Here is a 25,336-nt window from a genome sequence, read left to right as displayed (position 1 = left end):
ATCACCCACCTCCACCACACCGGCGTCACCACCTACCTCGAAATCGGACCCGACACCACCCTCACCGCCATCGCCCCCCACAACCTCCCCACCACACACACCACCACCAACAGCAGCAGCAGCCACTTCACCCCCACCCTCCGCAAAAACCACCCCGAAACCCACACCCTCCTGTCCGCCATCGCCACCACCCACACCCACAACACCAACACCACCCCCACCTGGACCACCCTCATCCCCCACGCCACCACCACCGACCTGCCCACCTACCCCTTCCAACACCACCACTACTGGCTGGAGCCGTCGTCCCACGGGCACGGGTCGGACGCCCCCCGGGACGACGGTTTCTGGAAGGCGCTGGAGTCGGAGGAGACGGAGGCGCTGGCCACCCGGTTGAAGGTGGACGCGGACGCGCTGCGGACCGTGCTTCCCGCCCTGTCGTCCCTGCGGGACGCGGAGCGCAAGCGGTCCGTGCTCGACGACTGGCGTTACAAGCTGGTGTGGCGCGGGGTGAGCGCGCCGAGCGCGGCGGGGATCACCGGTACGGCGTGGCTGGTGGCCGTGCCCGCTGCGGGCGGCGATCCGCGGATCGTCCGGGACGTCCTGGACGGTCTGTCCGCGCGGGCCGCCCGGGTGTATCCGCTGGTGGTCGGTGGTGAGGATCGCGCCGCGCTCGCTGAAGTCATACGTGCGCAGGCCCGGCCCGGGCTGACCGGTGTGCTCTGTCTCCTGCCGCTCGACGACGAGCCGCACGAGGAGCACCCGACGTTGTCGCGGGGCGCCGCGGCGACCGTCACGTTGGTGCAGGCGCTGGCCGATGCGGAGGTGAGCGCGCCCCTGTGGCTGACCACGTCCGGCGCGGTCGCTCTGGACGAGGCCACCGGAGACGGAGCGGCCGGAGACGGCGCAACCGAAGAGGGAACCGGCGGAGACAGGGCTGTGGAGAGGGTCAGTCCGTTCCAGACTGCGCTCTGGGGGCTCGGCGCGGTTCTCGCGGTGGACCACCCGGACACCTGGGGCGGCATCGTCGACCTTCCCCCCGCCCCCGGGGCCGACGACATCGCGCTGCTCCAGGGGGTGCTCGCGGGCGCGAGCGGCGAGGACCAGGTGGCGATCCGCTCAGGCGTCGTACGGGCGCGCCGCATGGTGCGCTCGCCGAACGGCGGCGCGGACCGGGCGCGGAGCTGGAAGCCGAACGGAACGGTGCTGGTCACCGGCGGCACCAGCGGGGTCGGAGCGAACGTGGCACGGTGGCTCGCCCGGGAGGGCGCCGACCGCCTGGTGCTGGTCAGCCGACGCGGCCGCGGCGCCGAGGGCGTCGCGGAGCTCGAGGCGGAGCTGACCGAGCTGGGCGCCGCGGTCACGGTGGCCACCTGCGACGTCGCCGACCGGGCGGCGGTACGGGACCTGCTGGAGTCGATCCCCGACCTGATGGCGGTGATGCACGCGGCCGGTGTCGGGCACGACGACGTGCTCGTGGCCGACACCACGCTGGAGGACTTCGCCGGCTACGCCCGGTCCAAGGTCATCGGGGCGATCAACCTGGACGAGGTCCTGGGTGACCGCCCGCTGGAGGCGTTCGTGATGTTCTCCTCCGGCGCGGCCGTGTGGGGGTCGAGCGGGCAGGCCTCCTACGCCGCCGCCAACGCGTTCCTCGACGGGCTGGCGCAGCGCCGGCGGATCCGCGGGCTCGCGGGCTCCTCGATCGCCTGGGGCGGTTGGGGCGGCGGCGGGATGATGGAGGACGCCGGAGAGCAGCTGGGCAGAAGCGGTCTGCGGCCGATGGCGCCCGACGCCGCGGCGATGGCCATCGGCCAGCTGGTCGGCAGCGGCGGGGGCCACCTGGTGGTGACCGACATCGACTGGGAGCGCTTCGCGCCCGCCTTCGCGCTGGCGCGGCCGCGTCCCCTGGTGAGTGCCGTTCCCGAGTTCACGCGGGCGCTCGAAGCGCCGGCGGCCTCCGGGGGCGACGACGACGGTACGGCGTTCGCGGCGCGGCTCGCGGAGCTGCCGCCGGCCAAGCGGGAGCGCCTGGTGGTCTCCCTGGTACGCAGTGAGGCCGCGGCGGTGCTGGGACACACCTCGGACGACCCGGTACAACCGGACCGGGCGTTCAACGAGCTCGGGTTCGACTCGCTGACCGCGGTGGAGCTGCGCAACCGGCTGGGCCGGGCCACCGGCCTGAAGCTCCCGGCCACCCTGGTCTTCGACTATCCCACCCCGATCGCCCTCGCCCGGTTCGTCCAGGACAGGCTCGCACCGGAGACGCCGTCTGGCTCGATCTTCGCCCAGCTCGACGAGATGGAGCGGCTGCTACGGGAGCAGGCCCTGTCCGCCGGGGACCGGGCGCAGATCAGCGACCGCTTCCGGGCCATCCTCCACGCGGCCGAAGGGGTGAACGGCGCGGCGGAGGAGGCCGACCGGGACCTCGACGACCTTTCCGACGAGGAGCTCTTCGCCGCGCTGGACGACCAGCTCGGCGCGTCCTGACCCGGCGGGCCGCGCGTCCTGTCGCCGGCCCCTGACCCCAACCCGCTCGAACTCCCGCCAAGGAGAATCGATGAAGGAAATCAGAGACATCCTCCTGTCCGAGCAGTACGACGCCGAGCAGCTCAGGAACCTCCCGATCCCGGAGAGCTACCGGGCGGCGGTCGTGCTCCACGACGACGTGGACATGTTCGGCGGCATCCCGGCCGAGAACCGCGATCCCGCGAAGTCGCTGACCCTGTCCGACGTCCCCACACCGGAGCCCGGCCCGGGCGAGGTGCTCGTCGCGGTGATGGCGAGCAGCATCAACTACAACACGGTGTGGAGCGCCATCTTCGAGCCGATGCACACGTTCGGCTTCCTGAAGCGCTACGCGAAGGCGGTCCCGTCGGCCGGGATCCACGACCAGCCCTTCCACGTGCTCGGTTCGGACATGTCCGGCGTCGTGCTGAGGACCGGCCCCGGCGTCCACCGGTGGCAGGCCGGCGACAAGGTCGTGGCGCACTGCCTGTCGGTCGAGCTCTCCTCGGCCGACGGCCACGACGACAGCATGCTCGACCCCGACCAGCGCATCTGGGGGTACGAGACCAACTACGGCGGGCTCGCGCAGCTCAGCCTGGTCAAGGCGAACCAGCTCATGCCCAAGCCCGCCCACCTGACCTGGGAGGAGTCGGCGTCCTCCGGCCTGGTGCACTCCACGGCCTACCGCCAGCTCATCTCGCGCAACGGCGCCCAGATCAAGGTCGGCGACGTGGTGCTGATCTGGGGGGCCGCGGGCGGGCTCGGCTCGTACGCCACCCAGCTCGTCCTGCGCGCCGGGGGGATCCCGGTCTGCGTGGTCTCCAGCGACCACAAGGCCGAGCTGGTCCGGGCCCAGGGCGCGGAGCTGGTGATCAACCGGGCCGACGAGGGCTTCCGGTTCTGGAAGGACCCGGAGACCCCCGACCCCAAGGAGTGGAAGCGGTTCGGGGCGCGGATCCGGGAGCTGACCGGCGGCGACGACCCCGACGTGGTCTTCGAGCACCCGGGCCGGGAGACCATGGGCGCGAGCGTGTACGTGGCCCGCCGCGGCGGCACGATCGTCACCTGCGCCTCCACCTCCGGCTACCAGCACCAATACGACAATCGCTACCTGTGGATGGCGCTGAAGCGGATCGTCGGCACCCACTTCGCGAACTACCGGGAGGCCTGGGAGGCCAACCGCCTCATCGCCAAGGGGGCGGTCCACCCCACCCTGTCCGCCGTCTACGACCTCGACGAGGTCGGGGTGGCGACCCGCCGCGTCCACGCGAACGCCCACAGCGGCAAGGTCGGAGTCCTGTGCCTGGCGCCGCGGCCCGGCCTCGGCGTCGACGACCCCGAGTTCCGCGCCCGCCACATCGACCAGATCAACCGGTTCCGCGAACCGTCGGACAACTAGCTTGCGGAGGATGAGACGTGGCTGCTGACCTGGCTTCCAAGGTCGTCGTGATCACAGGAGGGACTTCCGGCATCGGGAAGGCCGTCGCGGAGCGGGTCGCCGCCGACGGCGGCGCCGTGGTGATCGCGGCCCGGCGCGAGGACGTCGGCGCGCAGGTGGCGGCCGACATCCAGGCGAAGGGCGGCCGGGCGCTGTTCGTCCCGGCCGACGTCACGGTGGAGGCCGACGCCGAACGGCTGGTGCGCTCGGCGGTGACGGAGTTCGGCCGGCTGGACGGGGCGTTCAACAACGTGGGCGGCGTGAACGGGACCGGGCTGGTGTCCGACGTGGACGAGGCCCACTGGCGGGCCGACCTGGAGCAGAACCTCACCAGCGTCTTCTACGGCCTCAAGCACCAGGTCCCGGCGATCCTGGCCGCCGGCGGGGGCTCGATCGTGACCAACGCCTCCACCTACGGCTGCGCCGGGATCCCGGGCGCGGCGCCGTACGTGGCCGCCAAGCACGGTGTGGTCGGGCTGACCAGGGCCGTCGCCCTGGAGAACGCCGAGCGGGGCGTACGGGTGAACGCGCTGGTCACCGGCAACGTCGACACCCCGCTGCTCCGCAACCTGCTGGGAGCGCCGCTGGACGGGCCGCTGGAGACCCGGGTGCCCAACCCCTCGGGACGGGCGGCGCATCCCGAGGAGATCGCCGCGCTCGTCGCGTTCCTCCTCAGCGACGACGCGGCCTTCATCACCGGCGCGGCACTGGCCATCGACGGCGGCGCCACCGCCCAATGAGCACCCCCCAGTGAACACCGCCGTTCGGCCGGGCGGACCCGCCCGGCGGCGGCCATTCGGCGGATGACCCGGCGCCGCCCCGGCGCGGAGGATGATCTCATGCGCTACAACCTCGACTCAGAGCTCGCGCCATGGGCGTCGATGATCCCCGACGTCGAACTCTCCCAGGTCGTCAACCGGGAGATCACCCTCACCCCAGAGGAAGAGCAGAAGTTCCACGAGAAGCTCCCGCACTACACGCCCGAGCAGGCCGTGGACATCAGCGATCGCGAGATCCCCGGCCCCGGGGGCGCGCCCCCGGTCAAGGTACGCCTCTACCGGCCGCCCGCCGCGGACCGGCCCCGGCCGGCGCTCCTCTACCTGCACGGAGGCGGATTCGTCGCCTCGGACTTAGTGGTGTTCGACGCCCGGTGCACGGAGATCGCCGACCGGGTCGGCGCCGTCGTGGTGTCGGTCGACTACCGGCTCTCCCCCGACACCCCGTTCCCCGGGGCGCTGGAGGACACGTACGCGTCGCTGACGTGGTTGCACTCCGCGGCCGGGGAGCTCGGCGTGGACCCCGAGCGGATCGCGGTCGGCGGTGACAGCGCCGGCGGGAACCTCTCCGCGGCGGTCTCCCTCCTGGCCCGCGACCGCGGCGGCCCGGAGATCTGCTTCCAGTTCCTGGACGTGCCGGTGCTGGACGACCGGATGACGACGCGGTCCATGCGGGACTTCGTCGACACCCCCAGCTGGAACAGCCGCAACAACGAGGCCATGTGGCGGTACTACCTCAAGGACGGCCCGGCTCCGGGCGGACCGGACGTGTCCCCCTACGCCGCGCCCATGCGGGCCGGCGACCTCACCGGCCTGCCTCCGGCGCTGGTGGTGGTGTGCGAGTTCGACCCGCTGCGCGACGAGGGCATCGAGTACGCCCAGCGGCTCGTCCAGGCGGGGGTCGCGACGGAGCTCGTGCTGTATCCGGGGACCTTCCACGGCGCGTCCGTGATCGCGCACGCCGAGATCACGAAGAAGATGCGCGAGGACATGATCTTCTCACTGCGCCGCGGGATGCGGAGCCGCTGAGCCCCGCCCCGCTCACCCGCCGCTGGGCCCGCCCGGCCGGCGCCCCGCGCTCAGCCGACCAGCTCCGTGGCCCGGGCCCGCAGGCCGGCCCGGTCGACCTTGCGGTTGGGGTTCAGGGGCAGCTCGTCCAGGTGGTGGTAGTGCCGGGGAATGAGGCCCGCCGGCAGCGTCCTGCGGAGCTGGGCGGCGAAGCGGGCCGGCGGCGCGGGGGCTCCGGTGTAGAAGACGACGAGCGCGGTGGCGTCATCGGCCGTGGTGCTCACCGTCACCGCGTCCTCGACGCCGTCGCAGCCGCGTACCGCGTGGTCGATCTCGGCCAGCTCGACGCGCCAGCCCTGCACCTGGACCTGGGCGTCGCCCCGGCCGAGATAGACGAGCTCGCCGTTGGCCGCGCGCCGGACCCGGTCACCGGTGTTGTACCAGACGCGGCCCTCGCGCTCGACGAACCGGCCGTGGTCGTGCTCGGGGTCGAGGTATCCGGGGGTGGTCTGCGGGCCGGTGATCCACAGCTCGCCCTCGGTGCCGGTCGGCCGTCCCTCGTCGTCGAGCAGCAGGTGGTCGTGGCCGTCGTTCACGAACCCGATCGGCGACAGGCCGTTGACGCCCAGCCCGGGCGAGCTCTCCTGGGACCAGCGGTGACCGACGATGGTGATGGTCAGCTCGGTCGGGCCGTACAGGTTCTCCAGGACGGAGGCGGGGGCGGCCCGCTGCCAGTCGGTGGCGTCCGCGACCTTCAGCGCCTCTCCGGCGAAGAAGCTCCAGCGCAGGAACGGCATGGCGGCGCCGCCGAGACCACCGGTCCTGCGCACCATCGAGATCGCGCTGGGGGTGGAGAACCACACCGTGATCCCCTGCTCGGCGAGGAAGCGCGGCAGGTTCCGGTACGCGTGCGGCGGCACCGCCACGGACGTCGCCCCGGCGCCCCAGGCGCAGAACAGGTCGAACATGGCGCAGTCGAAGGTCAGGTCGAACGTCTGGGAGAAGACGTCGTCACTGGTGAAGTCGTACCGTCCGGCCAGGAACCGGAAATAGTGGGCGGTGTTGCCGTGGGTGATCGGCACACCCTTGGGCGTCCCGGTGGAACCCGAGGTGAACAGCACGTACGCGATGTCGCCGGCCTCGACCGGCCGGGGCCGCGGGAGGGCGAGCCCGGGGTCGATCGGGTCGGTGTCGGGTGCGAGGACGGCGACATCCACCCCCTCGCCCAGCAACTCCTCGGCGATCTTCCGCCCGCGTTCGTCGACGATGAGCGCCGACACCCCGGCCGCCTCGATCATCTGCCTGGTGCGCGCGGCCGGGAAGTCCGGCTGCAGCGGCACGACGGTCACCCCGGCGAAGAGGCCGGCGAGGATCCCGACGTAGGAGACGGTCCCCTTGGCGGCGAGCACCCCGACGGCGGCGGGTGACGTACGCGGCAGCGCGCCGCCCCACAGCAGGGCCAGCCGGTAGACCTGGTCGTAGGTCAAGGTGTCCGCGCCGGCCCGGAACGCCGCCCGGCCGGGCGACTTCGCCAGACCGCGCAGAAAGAATTCATAGAGTGCGGGGCTGCATTCTCCGGTCATTGTTTCCTCCGGCCACAATTATTCCGGGCACCAGGTCCGAATATGTTTGTCAAATTCTTTTGTCGAATCCGTGGACATCGGAGTTTCCGGGCTATAACGTCAAGTCCAGATAATTCGATTGAGAAAGGAATCCGCGCGCCATGTGGGACAATCGTTTCGAGGAGATCCTGCGCCAGCACCTGCCTTTTCTCCCGGCCGACGAGAAACTCCGGGAGGACGTCGCGCTGCTGGACTTCGGCCTCGACTCGCTCGGCATCGTGCAATTGCTGGGCGCTCTGGAGGACACGTACGGGGTGCGATTCCGGGACGACGCGCTGACCCCGGAGACCTTCCAGACCCCCGCCGTGTTGTGGAACACCTTGACCGGGATTTCCGAGACCGCCGGCTGACGCCCGCGACGAGGCCACGCGCTCATCACCCGGTGAGCCGTGGCCTCGTCGCATGCCGGGCTAGGCCACCGGGGCCGGGCGGGGCATCATCGCCAGTCTCGGGTTCACCGGTGTCACCGCGAAGTTCTCCCTGGTGACCGCCACCCGGCCGAACAGGCTGTCCGGACCGGAGACGCACACCCTGGCGACCTCCAGCCGCCGCAGCGCCGCCACCACCTCCGGCCAGCGCAGGGGCCGTACGAAGCCGTCGAGCAGCATCGTCCGCACGCCGTCCCCGGTCGTCAGCAGGGCGCCGTCGTGGTCGTCCACCACCGGCAGCCTCGGGTCGGCGAACCGGAGGCCGTCGAGGACCTCCTCCTCGGCCCGCCGCCGCAGCGGCTGGAACGCGGCCGAGTGCATCGGGGGGCGCATCGTGTACAGCGGGAGCCCGCCGAGGGCGCGTACCCGCCGCTGCAGCCACTCCACCTGCCGCTCCGCCAGGGAGAGCATGTAGAAGTCGTGGTCGATGTAGCAGGAGAGGTCGTACCACTCGCCGCGCTCGTCCAGCTCGGCCAGCACCTCCCGCAGCCCGGGCTCCGGGGTGCGCACGAAGGAGTGGGTGACGATGTCCCGGTGCTCGTGGGCGAAGTAGTCGTCGGTGCAGCGGGCCAGCCCGGCCGTCATCCGCACGGCGTCCTCGAAGGACAGGGCGCCCGAGTACGCCGCGGCCGCCTTGCCGCCGAAGCTCGGGCCGACGCACACGACCGGCTCCACGCCCAGGGTCCGCTCGGCCCAGTCCGCGAGGGCCACGCAGTTCACCATGAACGCCACCTGGGCGGCCTCGCTGTAGTCGTTCCGGGACTCCTGGAAACGGTCCACCAGCGAGTAGCCGAGGACGTCGTCGGCGGCGGCGATCAGCCGCCGCGCCGCGGGATCGCCCCGCATGAACTCGGCGACGTCGGCGAACTGGACGGGGCCCATCCCGGGGAAGACCATCGCGGTCCGCGGTGAGGTGGCGGAGGTCACCAGCCCTCCTTGATGGTGTCCACGATGTGGCGGCGCTGCTCGTCGGTCACCCACCAGCCCACCGGTACGCACACCACGCGCTTGGCGACCCGCTCCAGACCGGGGAGCAGGGCGGCGTACTCGCGCACGCAGGTGTGCAGGTCGTTGCGCTCGTGCACGTTGCTGGCCATGATCCCGGCCGCGTCCATGCGCTTGAGGAACCCGTCCCGGTCGTCCACCTTCATCGGGTAGATCCAGAAGGAGGACTGGCGGTCGCCGGAGCGTTCGGTCAGCTCCAGCCCCGGGACGCCGGCCAGCTCCCGGTCGTAGAAGGCGGCGTTGTCGCGGTGCCTGGCCACCACCTCGTCCGCCTTGGCCAGGTTGGCCAGCCCGATCGAGGCGTTGATGTCGGTCATGTGGAACTTGTAGCCCCACTCGGGCACGTCGGGCGGGTTGCGCAGCCGGTCGGCGCTGCGGTCGATGCCGAACCAGCGCAGCAGCCTGGCCCGCTCGTGCAGCTCGTCGGTGGGCAGCGCGAGCGCGCCGCCGTCGCCGGTGGTGAGGTGCTTGATGGCCTGGAAGCTGAAGACGGAGATGTTGCCGTGGGTGCCGATCGGCGCGCCGCGGTAGGTGGCGCCCCAGGCGTGCGCGCAGTCCTCGATCACGGTGATCCGGGAGCCGAACGCGGCCTCGGCGTCGTCGAGGATCTCGGCCAGCCGGTCGAGGTCCACCGGGTATCCGGCGAAGTGCACGACCATGATGGCGCGGGTCCTGGGTGTGATCTTCCTGGCCAGGTCGTCGAGGTCGACGTTGAGGGTGGCCGGGTCGACGTCCACCCACTTGATCCGCAGCCGGTTGGCCAGGATCGCCCAGTTGGTGGCCTCCATGGTCAGCGGCGTGGACAGCACCTCGCCCTGGCCGTCGTCGTCGCCGGCGACCAGGCGCAGCGCGAGCTGGAGCCCGGCGGTGGCGCTGTTGACGGTGGCCACCCTGGGGTTGCCGACCCTGGCGGCGAGCGCCGCCTCGAACTCGACGACCTTGGCTCCCTGGCCGATCTGGCCGCTGCCGACCACCTCGGCGACGGCGGCCGGCGCCTCGTCGGACATCGGCACCTTGAACAACGGGATCATTGGCTGTGCTCCTTGCCTGTCTCGCCCGTCGTCAGCCGACGAGGGCGGGGTCCTCGAGTTCGGCGTAGCGGGCGCGGCAGGCGGAGTAGTCCGGCAGCAGCCCGAGCTTCTCGGCCTCGCGCAGGGACGGGGCGGCGAGGTCCTTCTCCGACAGCAGGTCGCGCTTGGCCGGCCAGGGCAGGGCCAGCTCCGGGTCCAGGGGGTCGATCTGGATTGACGTGCCGGGGGACCACGTGCTGGAGCACAGGTACACGACCGTGGCCTGGTCCGTCAGCGGCGCGAACCCGTGGGCGAGCCCTTCGGCCAGGTAGAGGGCGTTGCGGTTCTCCGCGCTCAGCTCGACCGCGACGTGCTCGCCGTAGGTGGGCGAGCCGACCCTGATGTCGACCAGGATGTCGATGATGGCGCCTTGCGGGCAGGTCATGTAGCGGGCCTGGCCCGGCAGCGCGGTGGCGTGCAGGCCGCGGATGGTCCCGCGCCGCGACACCGAGCAGTTGACCTGGGCGACCGAGAGCTCGTGGCCGACCGCCTTCCGGAACTCCGGCTGGCTGAAGGCCTCGAGGAACAGGCCCCTGTCGTCGTGGAAGACCTTGGGCTGGATCAAGAACGCGCCGTCCACCCTGAGCTGGCGGATCTGCATGTCCGAAAACCTTTCTGTGGTGTCCGCCGGCCGCTACGCGTATTCGTAGAATCCGCGGCCGGTCTTCTTTCCCAGGAGGCCGCCCTCGACCATGCGCAGCAGGAGCGGCGGGGGCGTGTAGAGCGGCTCCTTGAACTCCTCGTAGAGGGCCTCCGCGATCGAGGCCACCGTGTCCAGGCCGATCAGGTCGGCCAGCTTCAGCGGGCCCATCGGGTGGGAGCAGCCCAGCACCATGCCCTGGTCGACGACGTCGGCGCGGGCGAACCCGCTCTCCACCATCCGCACGGCCGACAGCAGGAACGGGATGAGCAGCGCGTTGACCACGAAACCGGCGCGGTCCTGCGACCTGATCACCTGCTTGCCGAGCGTCCCGGCGACGAACGACTCCGCCCGCGCGTACGTCTCGTCCGCCGTCAGCAGCGACCCGATGAGCTCCACCAGCGGGAGCGCGGGCATCGGGTTGAAGAAGTGCACCCCGATCACCTGGGCGGGCCGGCTGGTGGCCCGCGCCAGCCGGATGATCGGGATGGAGGAGGTGTTCGACGCGAGGATCGCGTCCGGGTCGTCCAGGATCTTGTCCAGCGCCCCCAGCACGTCGAGCTTGATCGACTCGCTCTCAGGGACGGCCTCGAAGACGATCTGCCGGTCGCCGAGCTCGGCGAGGTCCGTGACGAAGGAGACGCGGGCCAGCGCCGTGTCCCGCTCGGCCTCGGTGATCGTGGCCCTGCGCAGGCCCCGGTCGAGCCACGCGGTCACGCGCCGCCGCGCGGGCGCGAGGGACGCCTCCGTGGACACGGCGACGATCACGTCGAGCCCGGCGCGGGCGCACGCCTCCGCGATGCCCGAGCCCATGACGCCGCACCCGACGATGCCGACCTTGCGCATCTCGCTCATCACGCCTCCTGTGACACCGGCACCGTCGGCGCCGACCAGTGAAGAAGGCACGCCCCGATGGACATGCCGCCGCCGAACCCGGCGAGCAGGACGAGATCGCCGTCCTTGATGAGGCCCGACCGGTTCGCCTCGTCGAGCGCCACGGGGACCGAGGCGCTGCCCACGTTTCCGTACCGCTCCAGCGTCCGGGCGGTGCGCGCGCCGGTGAGGCCGACGCGTTCGACCAGTTCGGTGACCATGACCCCGTTCGCCTGGTGCGGCACGAAGACGTCGACCTCCTGCGGCCGGAACCCGGCGCGGCTCACCAGGCCCTCCAGGATGGGCGGCACGTGCTCCATCACGTAGTTCCTGACCCCGCGGCCGTCCATGCGGAAGTAGTGGTCGCCGGCCTCGACCGTCTCGTGGGAGGCGGGAAGCCTGCTGCCTCCGGCGTCGACCCTGATGAGCTGGCTGGCCCCGCCGTCGCTGGTCAGGTCGAAGCCGATGATCCCGGAGCGTTCCGGCACCGGGCCGACGACGGCCGCGCCGGCGCCGTCCCCGAAGAGCACGGCCGTGCGGCGGTCGGTGGCGTCGAGGATGCGCGAGTACACGTCCGCGGCCACCACCAGCGCGTAGGTGTCGGGGCGGAGCGCGACGAGGCTGTCGGCCAGGGCCAGCGCGTACACGAAACCGCTGCAGACGACGTTGATGTCGAAGCAGGCGGCGCCGCGCCCGCCGAGCGCGTCCTGGACCAGGTACGAGGTCGGCGGCTGGGGCGAGTCGCCGGTCGAGGTGGACACGATGATGTAGCCGATCCGGCCGATGTCGACGCCGGCCTGGCTCAGCGCGTTCCTGGCGGCCCGCACGGCGAGGTCGGAGGTGGCCTCGTCGGGAGCGGCATGGCGGCGGGCGGAGATCTGGGTCTTGCGCTGGATCCATTCCGCGGTCACGCCGGCCTTGGCCGCCACCTCCTCGTTGGCGACCTCTTCCTTGGGCAGGTAGGAACCGGTTCCCAGGATTCCCGTGAATTGCTTGGCCACTGCCAGTACGCCTTTCCCATCAGTACCACCGGGCGCGGTCAGAGGGGGATGTTGCCGTGGTCGCCGCGCCGCGCCGGCGTCGCGGCCAGGGCCTCGGCGATCCTCCGCCGGGTGTGCTCGGGCTCGACCACCTCGTCCACGACGCCCAGCGCGAGGGCCCGTCCCACGCCGCCGGCCGTACGGATCTGCTCCTCGACGAGGCTCAGCCGCAGCGCCTCGCGGTCCTCGTCGGGGGCGGCGGCCAGCCGCTTGCGGTGCAGGACGCCCACGGCGGCCTCCGCGCTCATCACCGCGACCTCGGCCTGGGGCCAGGCGAAGACCGCCGTCGCCCCGAGGCAGCGGGAGTTCATCGCGATGTACGCGCCGCCGTACGACTTGCGCGTGACGAGGGTGACCCTGGGCACGACGGCCTCGGCGAACGCGTGCAGGAGCTTGGCCCCGCGCCGGATCACGCCGTCCCACTCCTGGCCGACGCCGGGCAGGTAGCCGGGCACGTCCACGAGCACGACCAGCGGGATGCCGAACGCGTCGCACATGCGGACGAACCGCGAGGCCTTCTCGGCGCTGAGCGAGTCCAGGCAGCCGCCCTTGCGCAGGGGGTTGTTGGCGATGACGCCGACAGTCCCGCCGGCGAGCCGGCCGAGCCCGATGACGACGTTGGCCGCCCAGCGCGGCTGCAGTTCCTCGAACGCGCCGTCGTCGAGGAGCTCACGGACCAGGGGGCGCACGTCGTAGGCGCGGCGCGGGTTCTCCGGCAGCAGCGCCCCGAGGTCGTCGCCGTCCTTCACCAGGTCCGGGTCGAAGGAGCGCGGGCCGTTGAAGAGCTCGGTGAAGCGCCGTGCCGTCAGGTACGCCTCCGCCTCGTTCTCGACGACCACGTGCGCCACGCCCGACTTGCGGCCGTGGGCGCCGGGGCCGCCGAGCGACTCCATGTCGACCTGCTCGCCCGTGACGGTGCGTACGACGTCGGGGCCGGTCACGAACATGCGGGCGGCGGACGACATGATCACGACGTCCGTCAGCGCGGGCCCGTAGGCGGCGGCTCCGGCGGCCGGTCCGAGGACGACCGAGATCTGGGGCACCCGGCCGGAGGCCCGCGTCATCGCGCGGAACACCTTTCCGACGCCGTCCATCGACTCGACGCCGTCGGCCAGCCTGGCCCCGCCGGAGTGCCACAGGCCGATCACGGGAACGCCTTCGAGCACGGCCGCGTCGATGGCCTCCACGACCCAGCGGCAGCCCTCCGCGCCCATCGCGCCGCCCATGTTGAGGGCGTCGGTGCAGTAGGCGATCACGTCCCTTCCCGCGACACGCCCTCGCACGGCGGTCACGCCGCTGGCGTCCTTGTCGTGCAGCGGGACGACGGAGCCGGCGTCCAGCAGCCGGGCCAGGCGGACGGCAGGTTCACGAAAATCGCGCTCGCGCTCCTCCTGAACGACAGGGGAGCCGGTGGGGCTGATAGTCAGCAACGTCGTCCGCCCTCAAAAAGATTTGATTCCGAAAAGGAGGTCTTTTCTCGCACGTTCGCCACCTCTCACAAGCCGTGGGCACGGGTGCGACCGAGTCTTCCGGGAATTTCCGAGACGGCGCTGAATTCGGCCGGTCTCATCAGCAAGAACGCTACATGGGCACCCCTCCCACACCAACCCTTACCCCCACCCCTACCGGGTTTCGGCAGGCACGGCCGGGTGCCGTCCCGTCAGCCCCTAAACAGCCCCTAAATGTACGGCGGGACGGGAGCGAAGAGCTTTTTCCGGTGCCGGTCCCCCCTAAATATCCGGAATTCACTGGCCGATGCCGCCGCGCGCGTCCTGTCATGGAAGTCGCCGCCGGGCGGACCGGACAGGGCCTACGAAGAGGACTGAGGATGCGCATTCTTGTGACGGGTGGCGCCGGTTTCATCGGGTCGAACTTCGTCAACAGGGTGTTCCAGGGGCACTATCCGGCGCTGGCCGAGGCCGAGGTCGTGGTGCTCGACAAGCTGACGTACGCGGGGAACCTGGAGAATCTGGCGGAGGTGGTCGGCGACCCCCGGCTCCGGTTCGTCCACGGGGACATCGCCGGCGTGGCACTCGTGCGGGACGCGATGGAGAAGGTGGACCTGGTCGTCCATTTCGCCGCCGAGTCGCATGTCGACCGCTCCATCGAGGGGTCGGCGGAGTTCGTCCGGACCAACGTGCTCGGCACCCACGCGCTGCTGCAGTGCGCGCTGGAGGCCGGGGTCGGCAGGTTCGTGCACGTCTCCACGGACGAGGTCTACGGCTCCACCACGGAGGGCTCGTTCTCGGAGGACGACCCCCTCTGCCCGAACTCCCCGTACTCGGCGTCCAAGGCGTCCTCCGACCTGCTCGCCCTGGCCTACCACCGGACGCACGGGCTGGACGTGTGCGTGACCCGCTGCTCCAACAACTACGGCCCCTACCAGTTCCCGGAGAAGGTCATCCCGCTGTTCGTCACCAACCTGGCGGACGGGCTGCCGGTGCCCCTCTACGGCGACGGCGCGAACGTGCGGGACTGGCTGCACGTGGACGACCACTGCGACGGCATCGCGCTGGTCGCGGAGTCGGGACGCGCCGGGGAGATCTACAACATCGGCGGCGGTACCGAGCTGAGCAACCTGACGCTGACCAGGCGCGTGCTGGACATCATGGGCATGGACTGGTCGATGGTCCGGCCGGTGGCGGACCGCAAGGGCCACGACTTCCGCTACTCCGTGGACATCAGCAAGATCCAGAAGGAGCTGGGCTACGCGCCGCGCGTCCCGTTCACCGAGGGACTGGCGGAGACGGTGCGCTGGTATCTGAAGCACCGCGACTGGTGGAAGCCCCTCAAAGCATATGAGCCGCGTTGAACGAGAGGTGCTGTGCCATGCGGAGACGCCTGCGCGCCGGAACGGCGCTGACCGCCGGGCTCGTCCTGGCACTGACGACGCTGCCCGCCGCCGCCCGCCCGCAGGACGCGGAGACCCTGCGGGTCCCCGGCCTCAAGCAGCCGGTCGAGCTGATCGTGGACCGGTGGGGCGTGCCGCACATCTACGCCCGGAACACCGACGACCTCTTCCTCGCGCAGGGCTTCAACGCCGCCAGGGACCGGCTGTTCCAGATCGACCTCTGGCGGCGGCGCGGCCTGGGAGAGCTCTCCTCGGTCCTCGGCCCCGCCTACGTGGAGCAGGACAAGGCCGCGCGGATGTTCCTCTACCGCGGTGACATGGACCGGGAGTGGGCGAGCTACGGCCCCGGGGCGCAACGGGCCGCGACCCGCTTCACCGAGGGCATCAACGCCTACGTGCGCCGGCTCGGGCAGAACCCGGAGCAGCTGCCGCCCGAGTTCCGGCAGCTCGGGTACGCGCCCGCGTTGTGGAAGCCGGAGGACGTGGTGCGGATCAGGAGCCACGGCATCGCCAAGAACGTCTACAGCGAGGTGCTGCGCTCGCTCGTCGTCTGCGCGGGCGGGACCAAGGCCTCGGCGGCGCTGTGGCGGCTGGAGCCCGAGCGCGCCGCCGCCGTGCCCAAGGGACTCGACCCCTGCTCCGTGCCCATGGACGTGCTGCGGACGTACGAGCTGGCCACGCGGGGCGTGGTCTTCGAGAACGGCGCGTTACGCCAGGCCCCCGCCTCCCCCGCGGACCCCGGTGGCAGCAACAGCTGGGCGATCTCGCCGGGCCGCACCGCCACGGGCCGGCCCATCCTGGCCGGCGACCCGCACCGGTCGCTGACCGCGCCTTCGCTGCGCTACATGGCCCATCTGTCGGCCCCCGGGCTCGACGTCATCGGGGCCGGTGAGCCCGCGCTCCCCGGGATCTCGATGGGGCACAACGGCACCGTCGCGTTCGGCCTGACCATCTTCGGTGCCGACCAGGAGGACCTCTACGTCTACGAGCTCGACCCCGCCGACCCGGGCAGGTACCGGTACGGCGGCGGCTGGGAGCGCTTCAGGACGACGGCCGAGCGGGTGCCGGTCGCGGGCGCGGCACCGGTGGACGTGGAGCTCCCCTTCACCCGGCACGGCCCGGTGATCAAGATCGACCGGCAGCGCAACCTCGCGTACGCCGTGCGCACCACCTGGCTGGAGCCCGGCACGTCCCCCTACTTCGGCAGCATGACGTACATGGGGGCCCGCGACTTCACGGAGTTCTCGGCGGCCATGCGCACCTGGGGCGGCCCTCCCGAGAACCAGGTGTACGCCGACGTCTCGGGCAACATCGGCTGGGTGCCCGGCGCCCTCACCCCCAAGCGCGACGGCTACGACGGCCTGCTGCCCGTCCCGGGCGACGGCCGCTACGAGTGGGACGGCTTCCTCGACGGCGCCCGCCTGCCGCGCTCCTACAATCCGCGGCAGGGGTTCGTCGCCTCGGCGAACGAGTTCAACCTCCCCGCGGACCACCCCGACGAGATCGGGTTCGAGTGGGACCCGCCCTACCGCAGGCAGCGGATCGACGAGGTGCTCGCGGCGAGCCCGCGCGGCACGGTCGAGGACTCCATCCGCCTGCAGGCCGACAAGGTGTCCACGCCCGCGCGGCGGATCGTGCGCCTGCTCGACGGCCTGACGAGCGCGGACCCGGACACCACCCAGGCGCTTCGGCTGCTCCGCTCCTACGACGGCGTCGCGGACGCGGACTCGCCGGAGGCGGCGCTGTTCGAGCCGTGGTTCTCGCGCCATCTCGGGCCGGCCTTCCGCCGCGCCGTGCTGCCGCCGGAGGTGGCGGACTCCATCCCCTTCGTCGACGCCCGCCTGCTGGTCGACGCGCTGGAGAACCCGGACCGCTGGTTCGGCTCCGGCGGGAAGGCCGCGCGGGACAAGCTGCTGGACACGTCGCTGGCCGCCGCCTACCACGAGGTCGCCGGGCGGCTCGGCGCCGACCCGCGCACGTGGAGGTGGGGGGCGCTGCAGTACACCGCGTTCACGAGCCCCGTCGGCGCGGACGTGGGTCCCTTCCCCCGGGGCGGGTCGGCGTACACGGTGGACGCGTCCTCCTACAGCCCGGCCACCTTCCAGCAGTCGTCGGGGGCCTCGTTCAAGATGGTGCTGGACGTCGGCCGATGGGACAACTCCCGCGCCGTGAACGCGCCCGGCCAGTCCGGCGACCCGCGCAGCCCGCACTACCGGGATCTCGCGGAGCGCTGGAGGTCGGGCGAGTACTTCCCGCTTCTCTACAGCCGCGCGCAGGTGGAACGGCACGCCGCGAGCAGGATCACACTCACCCCCCACTGATTGATTTCCGTTTACGAGTTTTCATCGAAGGAATCAGACATGAAGGGCATCATTCTGGCGGGCGGTCACGGAACCCGGCTCTACCCGCTCACCTTGGCCGTCTCGAAGCAGCTTCTCCCGGTGAACGACAAGCCGATGATCTATTACCCGCTGTCGGCGCTCATGCTGGCGAACATCACCGACATCCTGATCATCTCGACCCCCACGGACCTGCCCCAGCTGACCCGCCTGCTGCGCGACGGGTCGCATCTGGGGCTCGACATCACTTACGCGGAGCAGTCCCAGCCGGTCGGCCTGGCGGACGCCTTCATCATCGGGGCCGACCACATCGGCGACGACTCGGTGGCCCTCGTGCTCGGTGACAACATCTTCCACGGCCACTCGTTCTTCGACATCCTCCAGCAGAGCACGTCCGACGTGGACGGCTGCGTGCTGTTCGGCTATCCGGTGAGCGATCCCGAACGCTACGGGATCGGCGAGACCGACGCCGACGGCCGGCTCATCTCCATCGAGGAGAAACCCATCAATCCCCGGTCCAACCGGGCGATCGTCGGCCTGTACCTCTATGACAACGACGTGGTGGACATCGCCAAGAACCTGCAGCCGTCCGCCCGGGGCGAGCTGGAGATCACCGACGTGAACCGTACCTATCTGGCGCGCGGCAAGGCCCGGCTCGTCGACCTCGGGCGCGGGTTCGCCTGGCTGGACGCCGGGACCCCGGAGTCCATCCTCCAGGCCAGCCAGTACGTCCAGGTGCTGGAGCAGCGGCAGGGGGTGCGCATCGCCTGCGTGGAGGAGATCGCGCTCCGGATGGGCTTCATCGACGCCGAGGCCTGCGACCGGCTGGGCAGCGAGCTCTCCGCGTCCAGCTATGGTCGCTACGTCCGTTCCGTCGCCGCCGAGTTCCGCGACTCCCCGTCCCCTAACTGAGTCCCCGATCTGAGTCCCCGATCGTAAGGAGAGACGCCGTGACGAGGACCAATCCCTGGCTGCACCGCTCCCATCCGTCGCCGCACAGCGACGCGCAGGTGATCTGCTTCCCGCACGCCGGAGGCTCGGCCGGCTTCTACCACCCCCTGGCGGCGGCGCTGGCGCCCGCCGCCGAGCTGGTCGCCGTCCAGTACCCCGGCAGGCAGGAGCGCCGCCACGAGCCGCCCGTCAACGACCTGCGGCTGCTGGCCGGCCGCATCGCCGACGTCCTGGGCCCCGGGGACGGCCGGCCGCGGGCGTTCTTCGGGCACAGCATGGGGGCGCTCGTCGCGTTCGAGACCGCCCTGGCCCTCGGCGACCACGGGCCCACGGCGTTGTTCGTGTCGGGGCGGCGCGCGCCCAGCCGGGTCCGCCACGACATGCTGCACCTGCTCGACGACCACGAGCTGGTGGCGCACCTGAAGGCGCTGAACGGCAGCGAGGCGGCGGTGCTGGACGACGCCGAGCTGCGGGCGATGGTGCTGGCCACGATCCGCGCCGACTACCGGGCGATCGAGACCTACCGGTTCGCGGGAGGGGCGCCGGTGGGCTGCCCGATCGTCGCGCTGACCGGCGACGCCGATCCCCTGACGAGCCTGGCCGAGGCGCAGGCGTGGGAGGCGCACACCAGCGGCGGCTTCGAGCTGCACGTCCTGTCCGGCGGGCACTTCTTCGTCCGAGACCACAACGCCGCCGTGGCCGAGACGATCCTCAAGTCCCTGGAGACGATCCGCGCATGACCGCGCTGCTGGCCATCAGCGATCTGCACATCGGATACGCGGAGAACAGGCGCATCCTCGAAGGACTCCACCCCGGCGACCCCTCGGACTGGCTGCTGGTCGCCGGGGACGTGTCGGAGGAGGTCGCCGGCCTCGAATGGGCCCTGACCCTGCTCAGCCGCCGCTTCGCGAAGGTGGTGTGGGTGCCGGGCAACCACGAGATGTGGACGCATCCCTCCGACCCGGTCCAGCTGCGCGGGGAGGAGCGCTACCAGCACCTGGTGAAGGTCTGCCGCAGCCTGGGCGTGGTCACGCCGGAGGACCCGTATCCCACCTGGACGGGCCCCGGCGGCCCCGCCGTGATCGTCCCGCTGTTCCTCCTGTACGACTACACCTTCCGCACCCCCGACGCCGAGACGAAGGAAGAAGCCCTCGCCCTCGCGTACGCCAAGGACGTGGTCTGCACCGACGAGTTCCTCCTCCACCCGGACCCCCACGCCTCCCGGGACGCCTGGTGCGCCGCCAGGGTCGCCGAGACCGAACGCCGCCTGGCCGAGCTCCCGCCGGGCGTCCCGACGGTGCTGGTCAACCACTATCCGCTGGTCAGGGAGCCGACTCTGGTCCTGCGGCATCCGGAGTTCGCGATCTGGTGCGGCACCGAGCGCACCGCCGACTGGCACCTGCGCTTCAACGCCTGCGCGGCCGTCTACGGCCATCTCCACATCCCCCGCACCACCTGGCACGACGGCGTCCGCTTCGAGGAGGTCTCCCTGGGCTACCCGCGTGAGTGGCGGCCCCGCCCCACCCCGCCCGGCCGGCTCCGCCAGATCCTGCCCGTGCCATGATCGAGAAGATCCTGCCGCCGTGGGTGGCCGCCGAGGAGGCGTTCGGGGACCCGCCGGACGCGACCCTCTTCCCCGAGGAGGAGGCCGTCATCGCGCGCGCGGTGGACAAGCGGCGCCGCGAGTTCACCACGGCCCGCCACTGCGCCCGCCGCGCCCTGGACCGGCTCGGGCTGCCCGCGTCGCCGATCCTGCCCGGCGAGCGCGGCGCTCCCGGCTGGCCGCCGGGGGTGGCCGGGGCGATCACGCACTGCGCCGGATACCGGGCGGCCGCGGTCTCCCTGGACGCGCTGACCGTCGGCATCGACGCCGAGCCCCACGAGCCGCTCCCCGACGGCGTCCTGCCGGCCATCGCCCTCGACCGGGAGCTCGCCGCCCTGGCCCGGCTCGGTCCCGGCGTCCACTGGGACCGGCTGCTGTTCTGCGCCAAGGAGGCGGTCTACAAGGCGTGGTTCCCGCTGACGCGGCGCTGGCTGGGCTTCGACCAGGCCCACATCACCCTCACCCGTACGGGGACCTTCACGGCCCGCTTCCTCGTCCCCGGCCCCCGGGTGCTGGGGCGGGAGCTGACCGGCTTCGTCGGCCGCTGGCTCGCCACCGACGGCCTGCTCGTGACGGCCATCACCGTACGCCCGGCGGAGCTGTACGGCCGGGTTTGAGGCCCCGGGTTCACCCCCGGGCGGCCTCCGCCTCCGGGGCGTCATGGTGCCGGCGGGCGGCCACGATGTCGTCGCGGTGCTCGCGGGCCCAGGCGTCGAGCGCGGTCAGCGGGTCGAGCAGGGTACGGCCGAGCTCGGTCAGCTCGTACTCGACGCGCGGCGGGACCGTCGCGTAGGCGGTCCGGGCCACGAGGCCGTCGCGTACGAGGGTGCGCAGGGTGAGGGTGAGCATGCGCTGGCTGATGCCCTCGATCGAGCGGTGCAGCTCGCTGAAGCGGTGGATCCGCTGCCCGAGCAGCACGACGATCAGCACGCTCCACTTGTCGGCCACGATGTCCAGGACCTCGCGGATGGGGCAGTCGCCGTCGGCGGGGACGGGCACGGGAACGTTCAGGTACGGACCTGACACCGGAGCGCCTCCTTCCCAGGCACACGCGTGTGCGTAACTGACATGAATGTACCTTCTTCCCGGTTACCTCTAGGGTTACCTATCCTTAGGTTGCATACAAGAAGTAACTATTAGGAAGTGACCATGTCTGTCTCCCCCTTCGAGACGCCGGCGCCGGTCGACGGCACCGACCAGTCCGACCCTCAGCCGGCCGGGCTCCCGACGCTGATCCCCGTCGGCACGGATGCCGCGCCGGTGTGCACGGACGGGGTGTGCTACCTGTGAGCGCGCAGGTACGGATCGACGTGTGGTCCGACGTCGTCTGCCCGTGGTGCTACATCGGCAAGCGGCGCCTGGAGACGGCCATCGGCCGGTTCGAGCACGCCGACCAGGTCCAGGTGCGCTGGCACAGCTTCCAGCTCGATCCGTCGCACCCCAAGGGCGTCCGCGAGCCGGTGTACGACATGCTGGCCAAGAAGATCGGCGGGTCGGCGGCCCAGGTACGGCAGATGACCGGCCAGGTCGCCGAGCTGGCCGCCGCCGAGGGCCTGACCTATGACTTCGACCGGGCGGTCTCGGTGAACACCCTGGACGCGCACCGGCTCGGCCAGCTCGCCGCCGAGCACGGCCTGGACGGCCAGATGCACGAGCGGCTGCTGCGCGCGCACCTGATCGAGGGCGAGACGGTCGACGACCCCGACACCCTGGTACGCCTGGGCACCGAGGTCGGGCTCCCCGACGAGGAGGTGCGGCGGGTCGTCGGCGGCGACGCGTACGCCGGCGAGGTGGCCGCGGACGTCCGCGAGGCGCGCCGGCTCGGCGCCGGCGGCGTGCCGTTCTTCGTGCTCAACGACACCTGGGGCGTGTCGGGCGCCCAGCCGGCCGACCTGTTCCTGTCCGCCCTCCAGCAGGCGTACACTGCCGCCGGCGCGGCGGCCCGCTGACCGCTTTGCCCGCCCTTGGCGGCCGTTTCGTTACCCTGTGGAAGAAGCGTCCGGCATCGGGCTGGTGGCCTACTTCTCTCGTGACTGCTGGGGGGCGAGAGGATGGCGGTGAACAGGTCCCCCGCCGCTGTTTCGGGGGACGAACGCCTTCGCGTGCTCACCTCGGTGTGCGCCGGTCTGAGCGACATCGAGGTGCTGGAGTACGCCCTTGATCAGGCGGTCGCCGACCTGCACGCGCTCGGCGGCATGATCCACTGGGCCGGGCCCGTCGGCAGCCGGGAGCCGCGGCTGGTGTCCGCGTCCGGGCTGCCTCCGGCGGTCCAGGAGGCGTGGGGCGGGACCCGGGACGTGATCGTGCGGGTCCTGCGTGACGGGACGCCCGTCTGCCGCCCCGTCTCGCGTTCCGACCTGGACGGGGCCAGGCCCGTGACGGTGGCGGCCGTCCCGCTGCGCGGCCCGGGCCCGCCGTTCGGCGTGCTGTCCGTGCTCTGCGACGGAGCCGCCGAGCCGACCGGCGACCAGCGGGAGTTCCTCGGGTCGCTGGCCGGTTGGCTGGGCAGGCGGCTGGCCAGGACCGGCGCCGACTCGGGTGCGAAAGGCTCGTGGTGGCCGGAGCGCTCGGCCGACTCCGGCCTGCGCAAGGCGCTGAAGGCCGTCAAGATCGGGTCCTGGGACTGGAACATCCGCACCGGAGAGCTCTACTGGGACGAGCCGGCGCTGATCATGCTGGGCATCGACCCCGCGACCGGGCCGCACCACATCGACACCTGGTCGAACATCGTCCACCCGAAGGACCTGCCCAGGGTGATGGCCGCGACCGAGGAGGCCATCCGCACCCGGGCCATCTACGAGGTCGAGTACCGCGCCTGCCGCCCGGACGGGACCACGGGCTGGATGCACGCCCGGGGCCGCCTGGTACTGGACGAGCGGGGCGAGCCGGTCCGCATGGTCGGGACGGTCTGGGACACCACCGAGAGCCGCGTGGCCCGCGAGTCGGCCGGCCGCGCGCTGCGCGACATGAGCGACGCCTTCCTCGCCGTGGACCGCGACGGGCGGATCATGTTCGTCAACCTCGTCGCCGAGCGGCTCCTCGGGTCCGGCGACCTGAACGGCCGGGTGCTGTGGGAGCTGACCTCGGCCCACACGCCGGAGCTGCAGGCGATGTGCCGCCAGGCCGCCGCCGAACGCGTGCCCGCCAGCTTCGACATGCGCTGGCCGACCGACGACCGGTGGTACCACGTACGCCTGGTGCCGGTGCCGGACGGGCTGACGCTCTACCTCGCCGACGTCACCGACAAGCGGATCCAGGACGAGCAGCGCGAGGCCGCCGAACAGGCCGCCGCCGAGCGGGCCGCGCAGATCCAGGAGCTGACCCGCACCCTCGGCGACGCGGTGACGCTCCGCGACGTCATGCAGGTCATCGCCGAGCAGGTGCTGCCGCCGTTCGGGGCCGCGGGGCTGGCGGTCCTGACCCGGGAGGGCGATCACCTCCATCTGGTCGAGTCCATCGGCGCCCCCACCGACCTCCTCGGCGAGTTCCAGAACCGGGCGGCCCTCGTCCCCTCCGCCTACGCGGACGTGCTCCGGTCCCATGTGCCGATCTTCATCACGTCGACGGCCGAGCGTCGGCCGCCGGGTGCCGGCGGCGGCGACCGTACGGCCGGTTCGCGCATGGACAGCTGGGCCATCCTCCCGCTGCGCGTGCCCGACCAGCCGATGGGCTACTGCGTGATCTCCTTCGACCGGCCCCACCAGTTCACCAGCGAGGAGCGCACCCTGCTCACCGCGCTCAGCGGGCTGATCGCCCAGGCCCTGGCCCGGGCCCGCATGTACGACCTGGAGCACACCCGCGCCCAGGAACTGCAGCGCCACCTGCTCCCCCGCGCCCTGCCGTCCCTGCCCGGCCTCACCGCCGCTGCCCGCTATCTGCCCGGCGGCACCGTGGCGGTCGGCGGCGACTGGTACGACATCATCCCGCTGTCCGCGGACCGGGTCGCCCTCGTCATCGGCGACGTCATGGGCCACGGCCTGACCGAGGCCGTCACCATGGGGCGCCTGCGCACCGCCGTACGCACTCTCGCGGACCTCGAACTGCCGCCGGGAGAGCTCCTCGCCCACCTCAACGACCTCGTCAGCGACCTCGGCGACGACTTCTACGTCACCTGCCTGTACGCGGTGTACGACCCGACGAGCGGCGAATGCTCCCTGGTCAGCGCCGGTCATCCGCCGCCCGCCCTGGTCCACCCCGACGGCACGGTCCGCGTCCTCGACGTGACGCCCGATCCGCCCCTCGGCGCCGCCGCGCCGCCCCTCAGCACGCACGAGCTGCGCGTGCCGGAGGACAGCCTGCTCGTGTTCTACACCGACGGGCTGATCGAGTCCTCCACCCGCGACATCGAGAGCGGCCTGGCCGAGCTCACCCGGCTCCTGACCGGCCTGCGCGGCGGCCTCTCGGACAGCGACCTCGACCGGCTCTGCGAGTCCGTCATCGAGGCCATGCTGCCGACCCGCAAGCAGATCCCCGACGACGCCGCCCTGCTCATCGCCCGCACCCACCGGCTCCCGGCCGAGGACGTCGCCTCATGGGCCCTTCCCGACAACCCGATCGCGGCCGGCGAGGCCCGCGAGCACGTACGCGACCAGCTCGCCCGCTGGCATCTGGACGACCTCGTCATGACCACCGAACTCGTGGCCAGCGAGCTGGTCGGCAACGTCATCCGGCACGCCAGGGGCCCGATCCGGCTGCGGTTGCTGCGCAGCCGTACGCTCATGTGCGAGGTCGCCGACGGCAGCCAGACCACCCCGAGGATCCGCCGCGCCAGCGAGACCGACGAGGGCGGGCGCGGCCTCCAGCTCGTCGCGGCCCTCTCGCAACGCTGGGGAACCCGCTTCACCGCCGACGGCAAGTGCATCTGGGCCGAGCAGGCGCTCCCAGCGCCGGACGCGACCTGAGCCGTCCGGCGCCTCCCTCCGGAGGCGCCGGATCTCTCCGGAGGCGGGCTCAGATCTCCTCGACGCTGCTCGGCTCACGCCGGGACAGGTCGATGCCGAGCTCTTCCGCCGCGCGGAAGACGTCCTCGTCGGTGTCGCGCATCTCGATGGACGTGCCGTCGCTGGAGAGCACCTCGACGTTGAGGCAGAGCGACTGCATTTCCTTGATGAGGACCTTGAAGGACTCCGGAATGCCCGGCTCGGGAATGTTCTCGCCCTTGACGATGGCCTCGTAGACCTTCAC

Annotated in this window: 23 protein-coding genes; 14 read left to right on the top strand and 9 right to left on the bottom strand. The window is 71.7% G+C overall.

What is annotated here, in order from left to right; genetic code table 11:
• The 4 genes from ACWDRB_RS65710 to ACWDRB_RS65695 form a co-directional block, all read left to right on the top strand.
• Positions 1-2,490, top strand: a 2,490-nt coding sequence (locus tag ACWDRB_RS65710) for an SDR family NAD(P)-dependent oxidoreductase (protein ID WP_449912302.1), incomplete at its 5' end; no start/stop codon positions are given.
• Between the two features lie 70 nt (positions 2,491-2,560).
• Positions 2,561-3,907 (top strand): crotonyl-CoA carboxylase/reductase, encoded by a 1,347-nt coding sequence (gene ccrA, locus ACWDRB_RS65705; RefSeq protein ID WP_449912300.1) that lies wholly within the window; start codon positions 2,561-2,563, stop codon positions 3,905-3,907.
• Between the two features lie 17 nt (positions 3,908-3,924).
• On the top strand, positions 3,925-4,686 hold the full coding sequence (locus ACWDRB_RS65700) for an SDR family NAD(P)-dependent oxidoreductase (RefSeq protein ID WP_449912298.1): 762 nt from the start codon (positions 3,925-3,927) through the stop codon (positions 4,684-4,686).
• Positions 4,687-4,749: 63 nt separating this feature from the next.
• Entirely contained in the window at positions 4,750-5,751 is a 1,002-nt protein-coding gene (locus ACWDRB_RS65695; RefSeq protein WP_449912297.1) for an alpha/beta hydrolase, read from the top strand.
• Positions 5,752-5,801: 50 nt separating this feature from the next.
• On the opposite strand, the gene ACWDRB_RS65690 is transcribed toward ACWDRB_RS65695, so the two are convergent.
• Complete coding sequence (locus ACWDRB_RS65690; protein WP_449912296.1) at positions 5,802-7,313, bottom strand: AMP-binding protein; 1,512 nt, start codon at positions 7,311-7,313, stop codon at positions 5,802-5,804.
• A 140-nt stretch (positions 7,314-7,453) separates the two neighbouring features.
• Here ACWDRB_RS65690 and ACWDRB_RS65685 point away from each other — a divergent pair, with 140 nt between their 5' ends.
• Positions 7,454-7,702, top strand: coding sequence for an acyl carrier protein (locus ACWDRB_RS65685; RefSeq protein ID WP_350742997.1), 249 nt, complete (start codon positions 7,454-7,456; stop codon positions 7,700-7,702).
• Positions 7,703-7,762: 60 nt separating this feature from the next.
• Here the strand turns inward: ACWDRB_RS65685 and ACWDRB_RS65680 are convergent, their stop codons facing one another.
• The 6 genes from ACWDRB_RS65680 to ACWDRB_RS65655 are packed head-to-tail and all read right to left on the bottom strand — an operon-like array spanning position 7,763 to position 13,835.
• Positions 7,763-8,707 (bottom strand): ACP S-malonyltransferase, encoded by a 945-nt coding sequence (locus tag ACWDRB_RS65680; protein ID WP_449912294.1) that lies wholly within the window; start codon positions 8,705-8,707, stop codon positions 7,763-7,765.
• A complete protein-coding gene (locus tag ACWDRB_RS65675; protein ID WP_449912293.1) occupies positions 8,704-9,816 on the bottom strand; it encodes a DegT/DnrJ/EryC1/StrS family aminotransferase in 1,113 nt (370 codons plus the stop codon). The genes ACWDRB_RS65680 and ACWDRB_RS65675 overlap by 4 nt, the downstream gene beginning before the upstream one ends.
• A gap of 31 nt (positions 9,817-9,847) precedes the next feature.
• Positions 9,848-10,456 carry a dTDP-4-dehydrorhamnose 3,5-epimerase gene (rfbC, locus tag ACWDRB_RS65670; protein ID WP_350742991.1) on the bottom strand — a complete coding sequence of 203 codons (609 nt, stop codon included), beginning with the start codon at positions 10,454-10,456 and terminating at the stop codon, positions 9,848-9,850.
• Positions 10,457-10,489: 33 nt separating this feature from the next.
• Positions 10,490-11,350 (bottom strand): 3-hydroxybutyryl-CoA dehydrogenase, encoded by an 861-nt coding sequence (locus ACWDRB_RS65665; protein WP_350742989.1) that lies wholly within the window; start codon positions 11,348-11,350, stop codon positions 10,490-10,492.
• A complete protein-coding gene (locus tag ACWDRB_RS65660; RefSeq protein ID WP_350742988.1) occupies positions 11,350-12,369 on the bottom strand; it encodes a 3-oxoacyl-ACP synthase III family protein in 1,020 nt (339 codons plus the stop codon). The genes ACWDRB_RS65665 and ACWDRB_RS65660 overlap by 1 nt, the downstream gene beginning before the upstream one ends.
• A 38-nt stretch (positions 12,370-12,407) precedes the next feature.
• The gene (locus ACWDRB_RS65655) at positions 12,408-13,835 is read right to left on the bottom strand and encodes an acyl-CoA carboxylase subunit beta (protein WP_449912304.1); all 1,428 of its coding nucleotides are present in this window, start codon (positions 13,833-13,835) and stop codon (positions 12,408-12,410) included.
• Between the two features lie 401 nt (positions 13,836-14,236).
• On the opposite strand from ACWDRB_RS65655, the gene rfbB reads away from it, so the two are divergent.
• From rfbB to ACWDRB_RS65625, 6 genes are read left to right on the top strand one after another with little or no spacing between them, the layout of a single operon-like run.
• A complete protein-coding gene (gene rfbB / locus ACWDRB_RS65650) occupies positions 14,237-15,220 on the top strand; it encodes a dTDP-glucose 4,6-dehydratase (protein WP_449912291.1) in 984 nt (327 codons plus the stop codon).
• Between the two features lie 17 nt (positions 15,221-15,237).
• Entirely contained in the window at positions 15,238-17,580 is a 2,343-nt protein-coding gene (locus ACWDRB_RS65645) for a penicillin acylase family protein (protein ID WP_449912289.1), read from the top strand.
• A gap of 39 nt (positions 17,581-17,619) precedes the next feature.
• A complete protein-coding gene (rfbA, locus tag ACWDRB_RS65640; RefSeq protein WP_350742982.1) occupies positions 17,620-18,510 on the top strand; it encodes a glucose-1-phosphate thymidylyltransferase RfbA in 891 nt (296 codons plus the stop codon).
• Between the two features lie 38 nt (positions 18,511-18,548).
• Positions 18,549-19,289, top strand: coding sequence for a thioesterase II family protein (locus ACWDRB_RS65635; RefSeq protein ID WP_397375625.1), 741 nt, complete (start codon positions 18,549-18,551; stop codon positions 19,287-19,289).
• Positions 19,286-20,113 carry a metallophosphoesterase family protein gene (locus ACWDRB_RS65630; protein WP_449912287.1) on the top strand — a complete coding sequence of 276 codons (828 nt, stop codon included), beginning with the start codon at positions 19,286-19,288 and terminating at the stop codon, positions 20,111-20,113. The genes ACWDRB_RS65635 and ACWDRB_RS65630 overlap by 4 nt, the downstream gene beginning before the upstream one ends.
• Positions 20,110-20,769, top strand: coding sequence for a 4'-phosphopantetheinyl transferase family protein (locus tag ACWDRB_RS65625; RefSeq protein WP_449912285.1), 660 nt, complete (start codon positions 20,110-20,112; stop codon positions 20,767-20,769). Before ACWDRB_RS65630 ends, ACWDRB_RS65625 begins: the two co-directional genes overlap by 4 nt.
• A gap of 10 nt (positions 20,770-20,779) precedes the next feature.
• Here ACWDRB_RS65625 and ACWDRB_RS65620 read toward each other — a convergent pair whose 3' ends face one another.
• A complete protein-coding gene (locus ACWDRB_RS65620; protein WP_350742974.1) occupies positions 20,780-21,178 on the bottom strand; it encodes a winged helix-turn-helix transcriptional regulator in 399 nt (132 codons plus the stop codon).
• 123 nt (positions 21,179-21,301) lie between these two features.
• Here ACWDRB_RS65620 and ACWDRB_RS65615 point away from each other — a divergent pair, with 123 nt between their 5' ends.
• The 3 genes from ACWDRB_RS65615 (at position 21,302) to ACWDRB_RS65605 (ending at position 25,053) form a co-directional block, all read left to right on the top strand.
• A complete protein-coding gene (locus ACWDRB_RS65615; RefSeq protein ID WP_350742972.1) occupies positions 21,302-21,442 on the top strand; it encodes a hypothetical protein in 141 nt (46 codons plus the stop codon).
• Positions 21,439-22,101, top strand: coding sequence for a DsbA family oxidoreductase (locus tag ACWDRB_RS65610; protein WP_449912282.1), 663 nt, complete (start codon positions 21,439-21,441; stop codon positions 22,099-22,101). Before ACWDRB_RS65615 ends, ACWDRB_RS65610 begins: the two co-directional genes overlap by 4 nt.
• Before the next feature lie 108 nt (positions 22,102-22,209).
• Complete coding sequence (locus tag ACWDRB_RS65605) at positions 22,210-25,053, top strand: SpoIIE family protein phosphatase (protein ID WP_449912281.1); 2,844 nt, start codon at positions 22,210-22,212, stop codon at positions 25,051-25,053.
• Positions 25,054-25,102: 49 nt separating this feature from the next.
• Here the strand turns inward: ACWDRB_RS65605 and ACWDRB_RS65600 are convergent.
• A partial coding sequence (locus ACWDRB_RS65600) for a hypothetical protein (protein ID WP_355213016.1) occupies positions 25,103-25,336 on the bottom strand: 234 nt, incomplete at its 5' end.

It is taken from the genome of Nonomuraea sp. NPDC003707 (assembly GCF_053587055.1).
This window is presented reverse-complemented; position numbering and strand designations above follow the sequence as displayed.

Coding starts and splice junctions, on each gene's coding strand:
- ccrA (WP_449912300.1), top strand. CDS start 2,561: ATGAAGGAAATCAGAGACATCCTCCTGTCCGAGCAGTACGACGCCGAG.
- ACWDRB_RS65695 (WP_449912297.1), top strand. CDS start 4,750: ATGACCCGGCGCCGCCCCGGCGCGGAGGATGATCTCATGCGCTACAAC.
- ACWDRB_RS65690 (WP_449912296.1), bottom strand. CDS start 7,313: ATGACCGGAGAATGCAGCCCCGCACTCTATGAATTCTTTCTGCGCGGT.
- ACWDRB_RS65685 (WP_350742997.1), top strand. CDS start 7,454: ATGTGGGACAATCGTTTCGAGGAGATCCTGCGCCAGCACCTGCCTTTT.
- ACWDRB_RS65675 (WP_449912293.1), bottom strand. CDS start 9,816: ATGATCCCGTTGTTCAAGGTGCCGATGTCCGACGAGGCGCCGGCCGCC.
- rfbC (WP_350742991.1), bottom strand. CDS start 10,456: ATGCAGATCCGCCAGCTCAGGGTGGACGGCGCGTTCTTGATCCAGCCC.
- ACWDRB_RS65665 (WP_350742989.1), bottom strand. CDS start 11,350: ATGAGCGAGATGCGCAAGGTCGGCATCGTCGGGTGCGGCGTCATGGGC.
- rfbB (WP_449912291.1), top strand. CDS start 14,237: ATGCGCATTCTTGTGACGGGTGGCGCCGGTTTCATCGGGTCGAACTTC.
- ACWDRB_RS65645 (WP_449912289.1), top strand. CDS start 15,238: ATGCGGAGACGCCTGCGCGCCGGAACGGCGCTGACCGCCGGGCTCGTC.
- rfbA (WP_350742982.1), top strand. CDS start 17,620: ATGAAGGGCATCATTCTGGCGGGCGGTCACGGAACCCGGCTCTACCCG.
- ACWDRB_RS65630 (WP_449912287.1), top strand. CDS start 19,286: ATGACCGCGCTGCTGGCCATCAGCGATCTGCACATCGGATACGCGGAG.
- ACWDRB_RS65625 (WP_449912285.1), top strand. CDS start 20,110: ATGATCGAGAAGATCCTGCCGCCGTGGGTGGCCGCCGAGGAGGCGTTC.
- ACWDRB_RS65615 (WP_350742972.1), top strand. CDS start 21,302: ATGTCTGTCTCCCCCTTCGAGACGCCGGCGCCGGTCGACGGCACCGAC.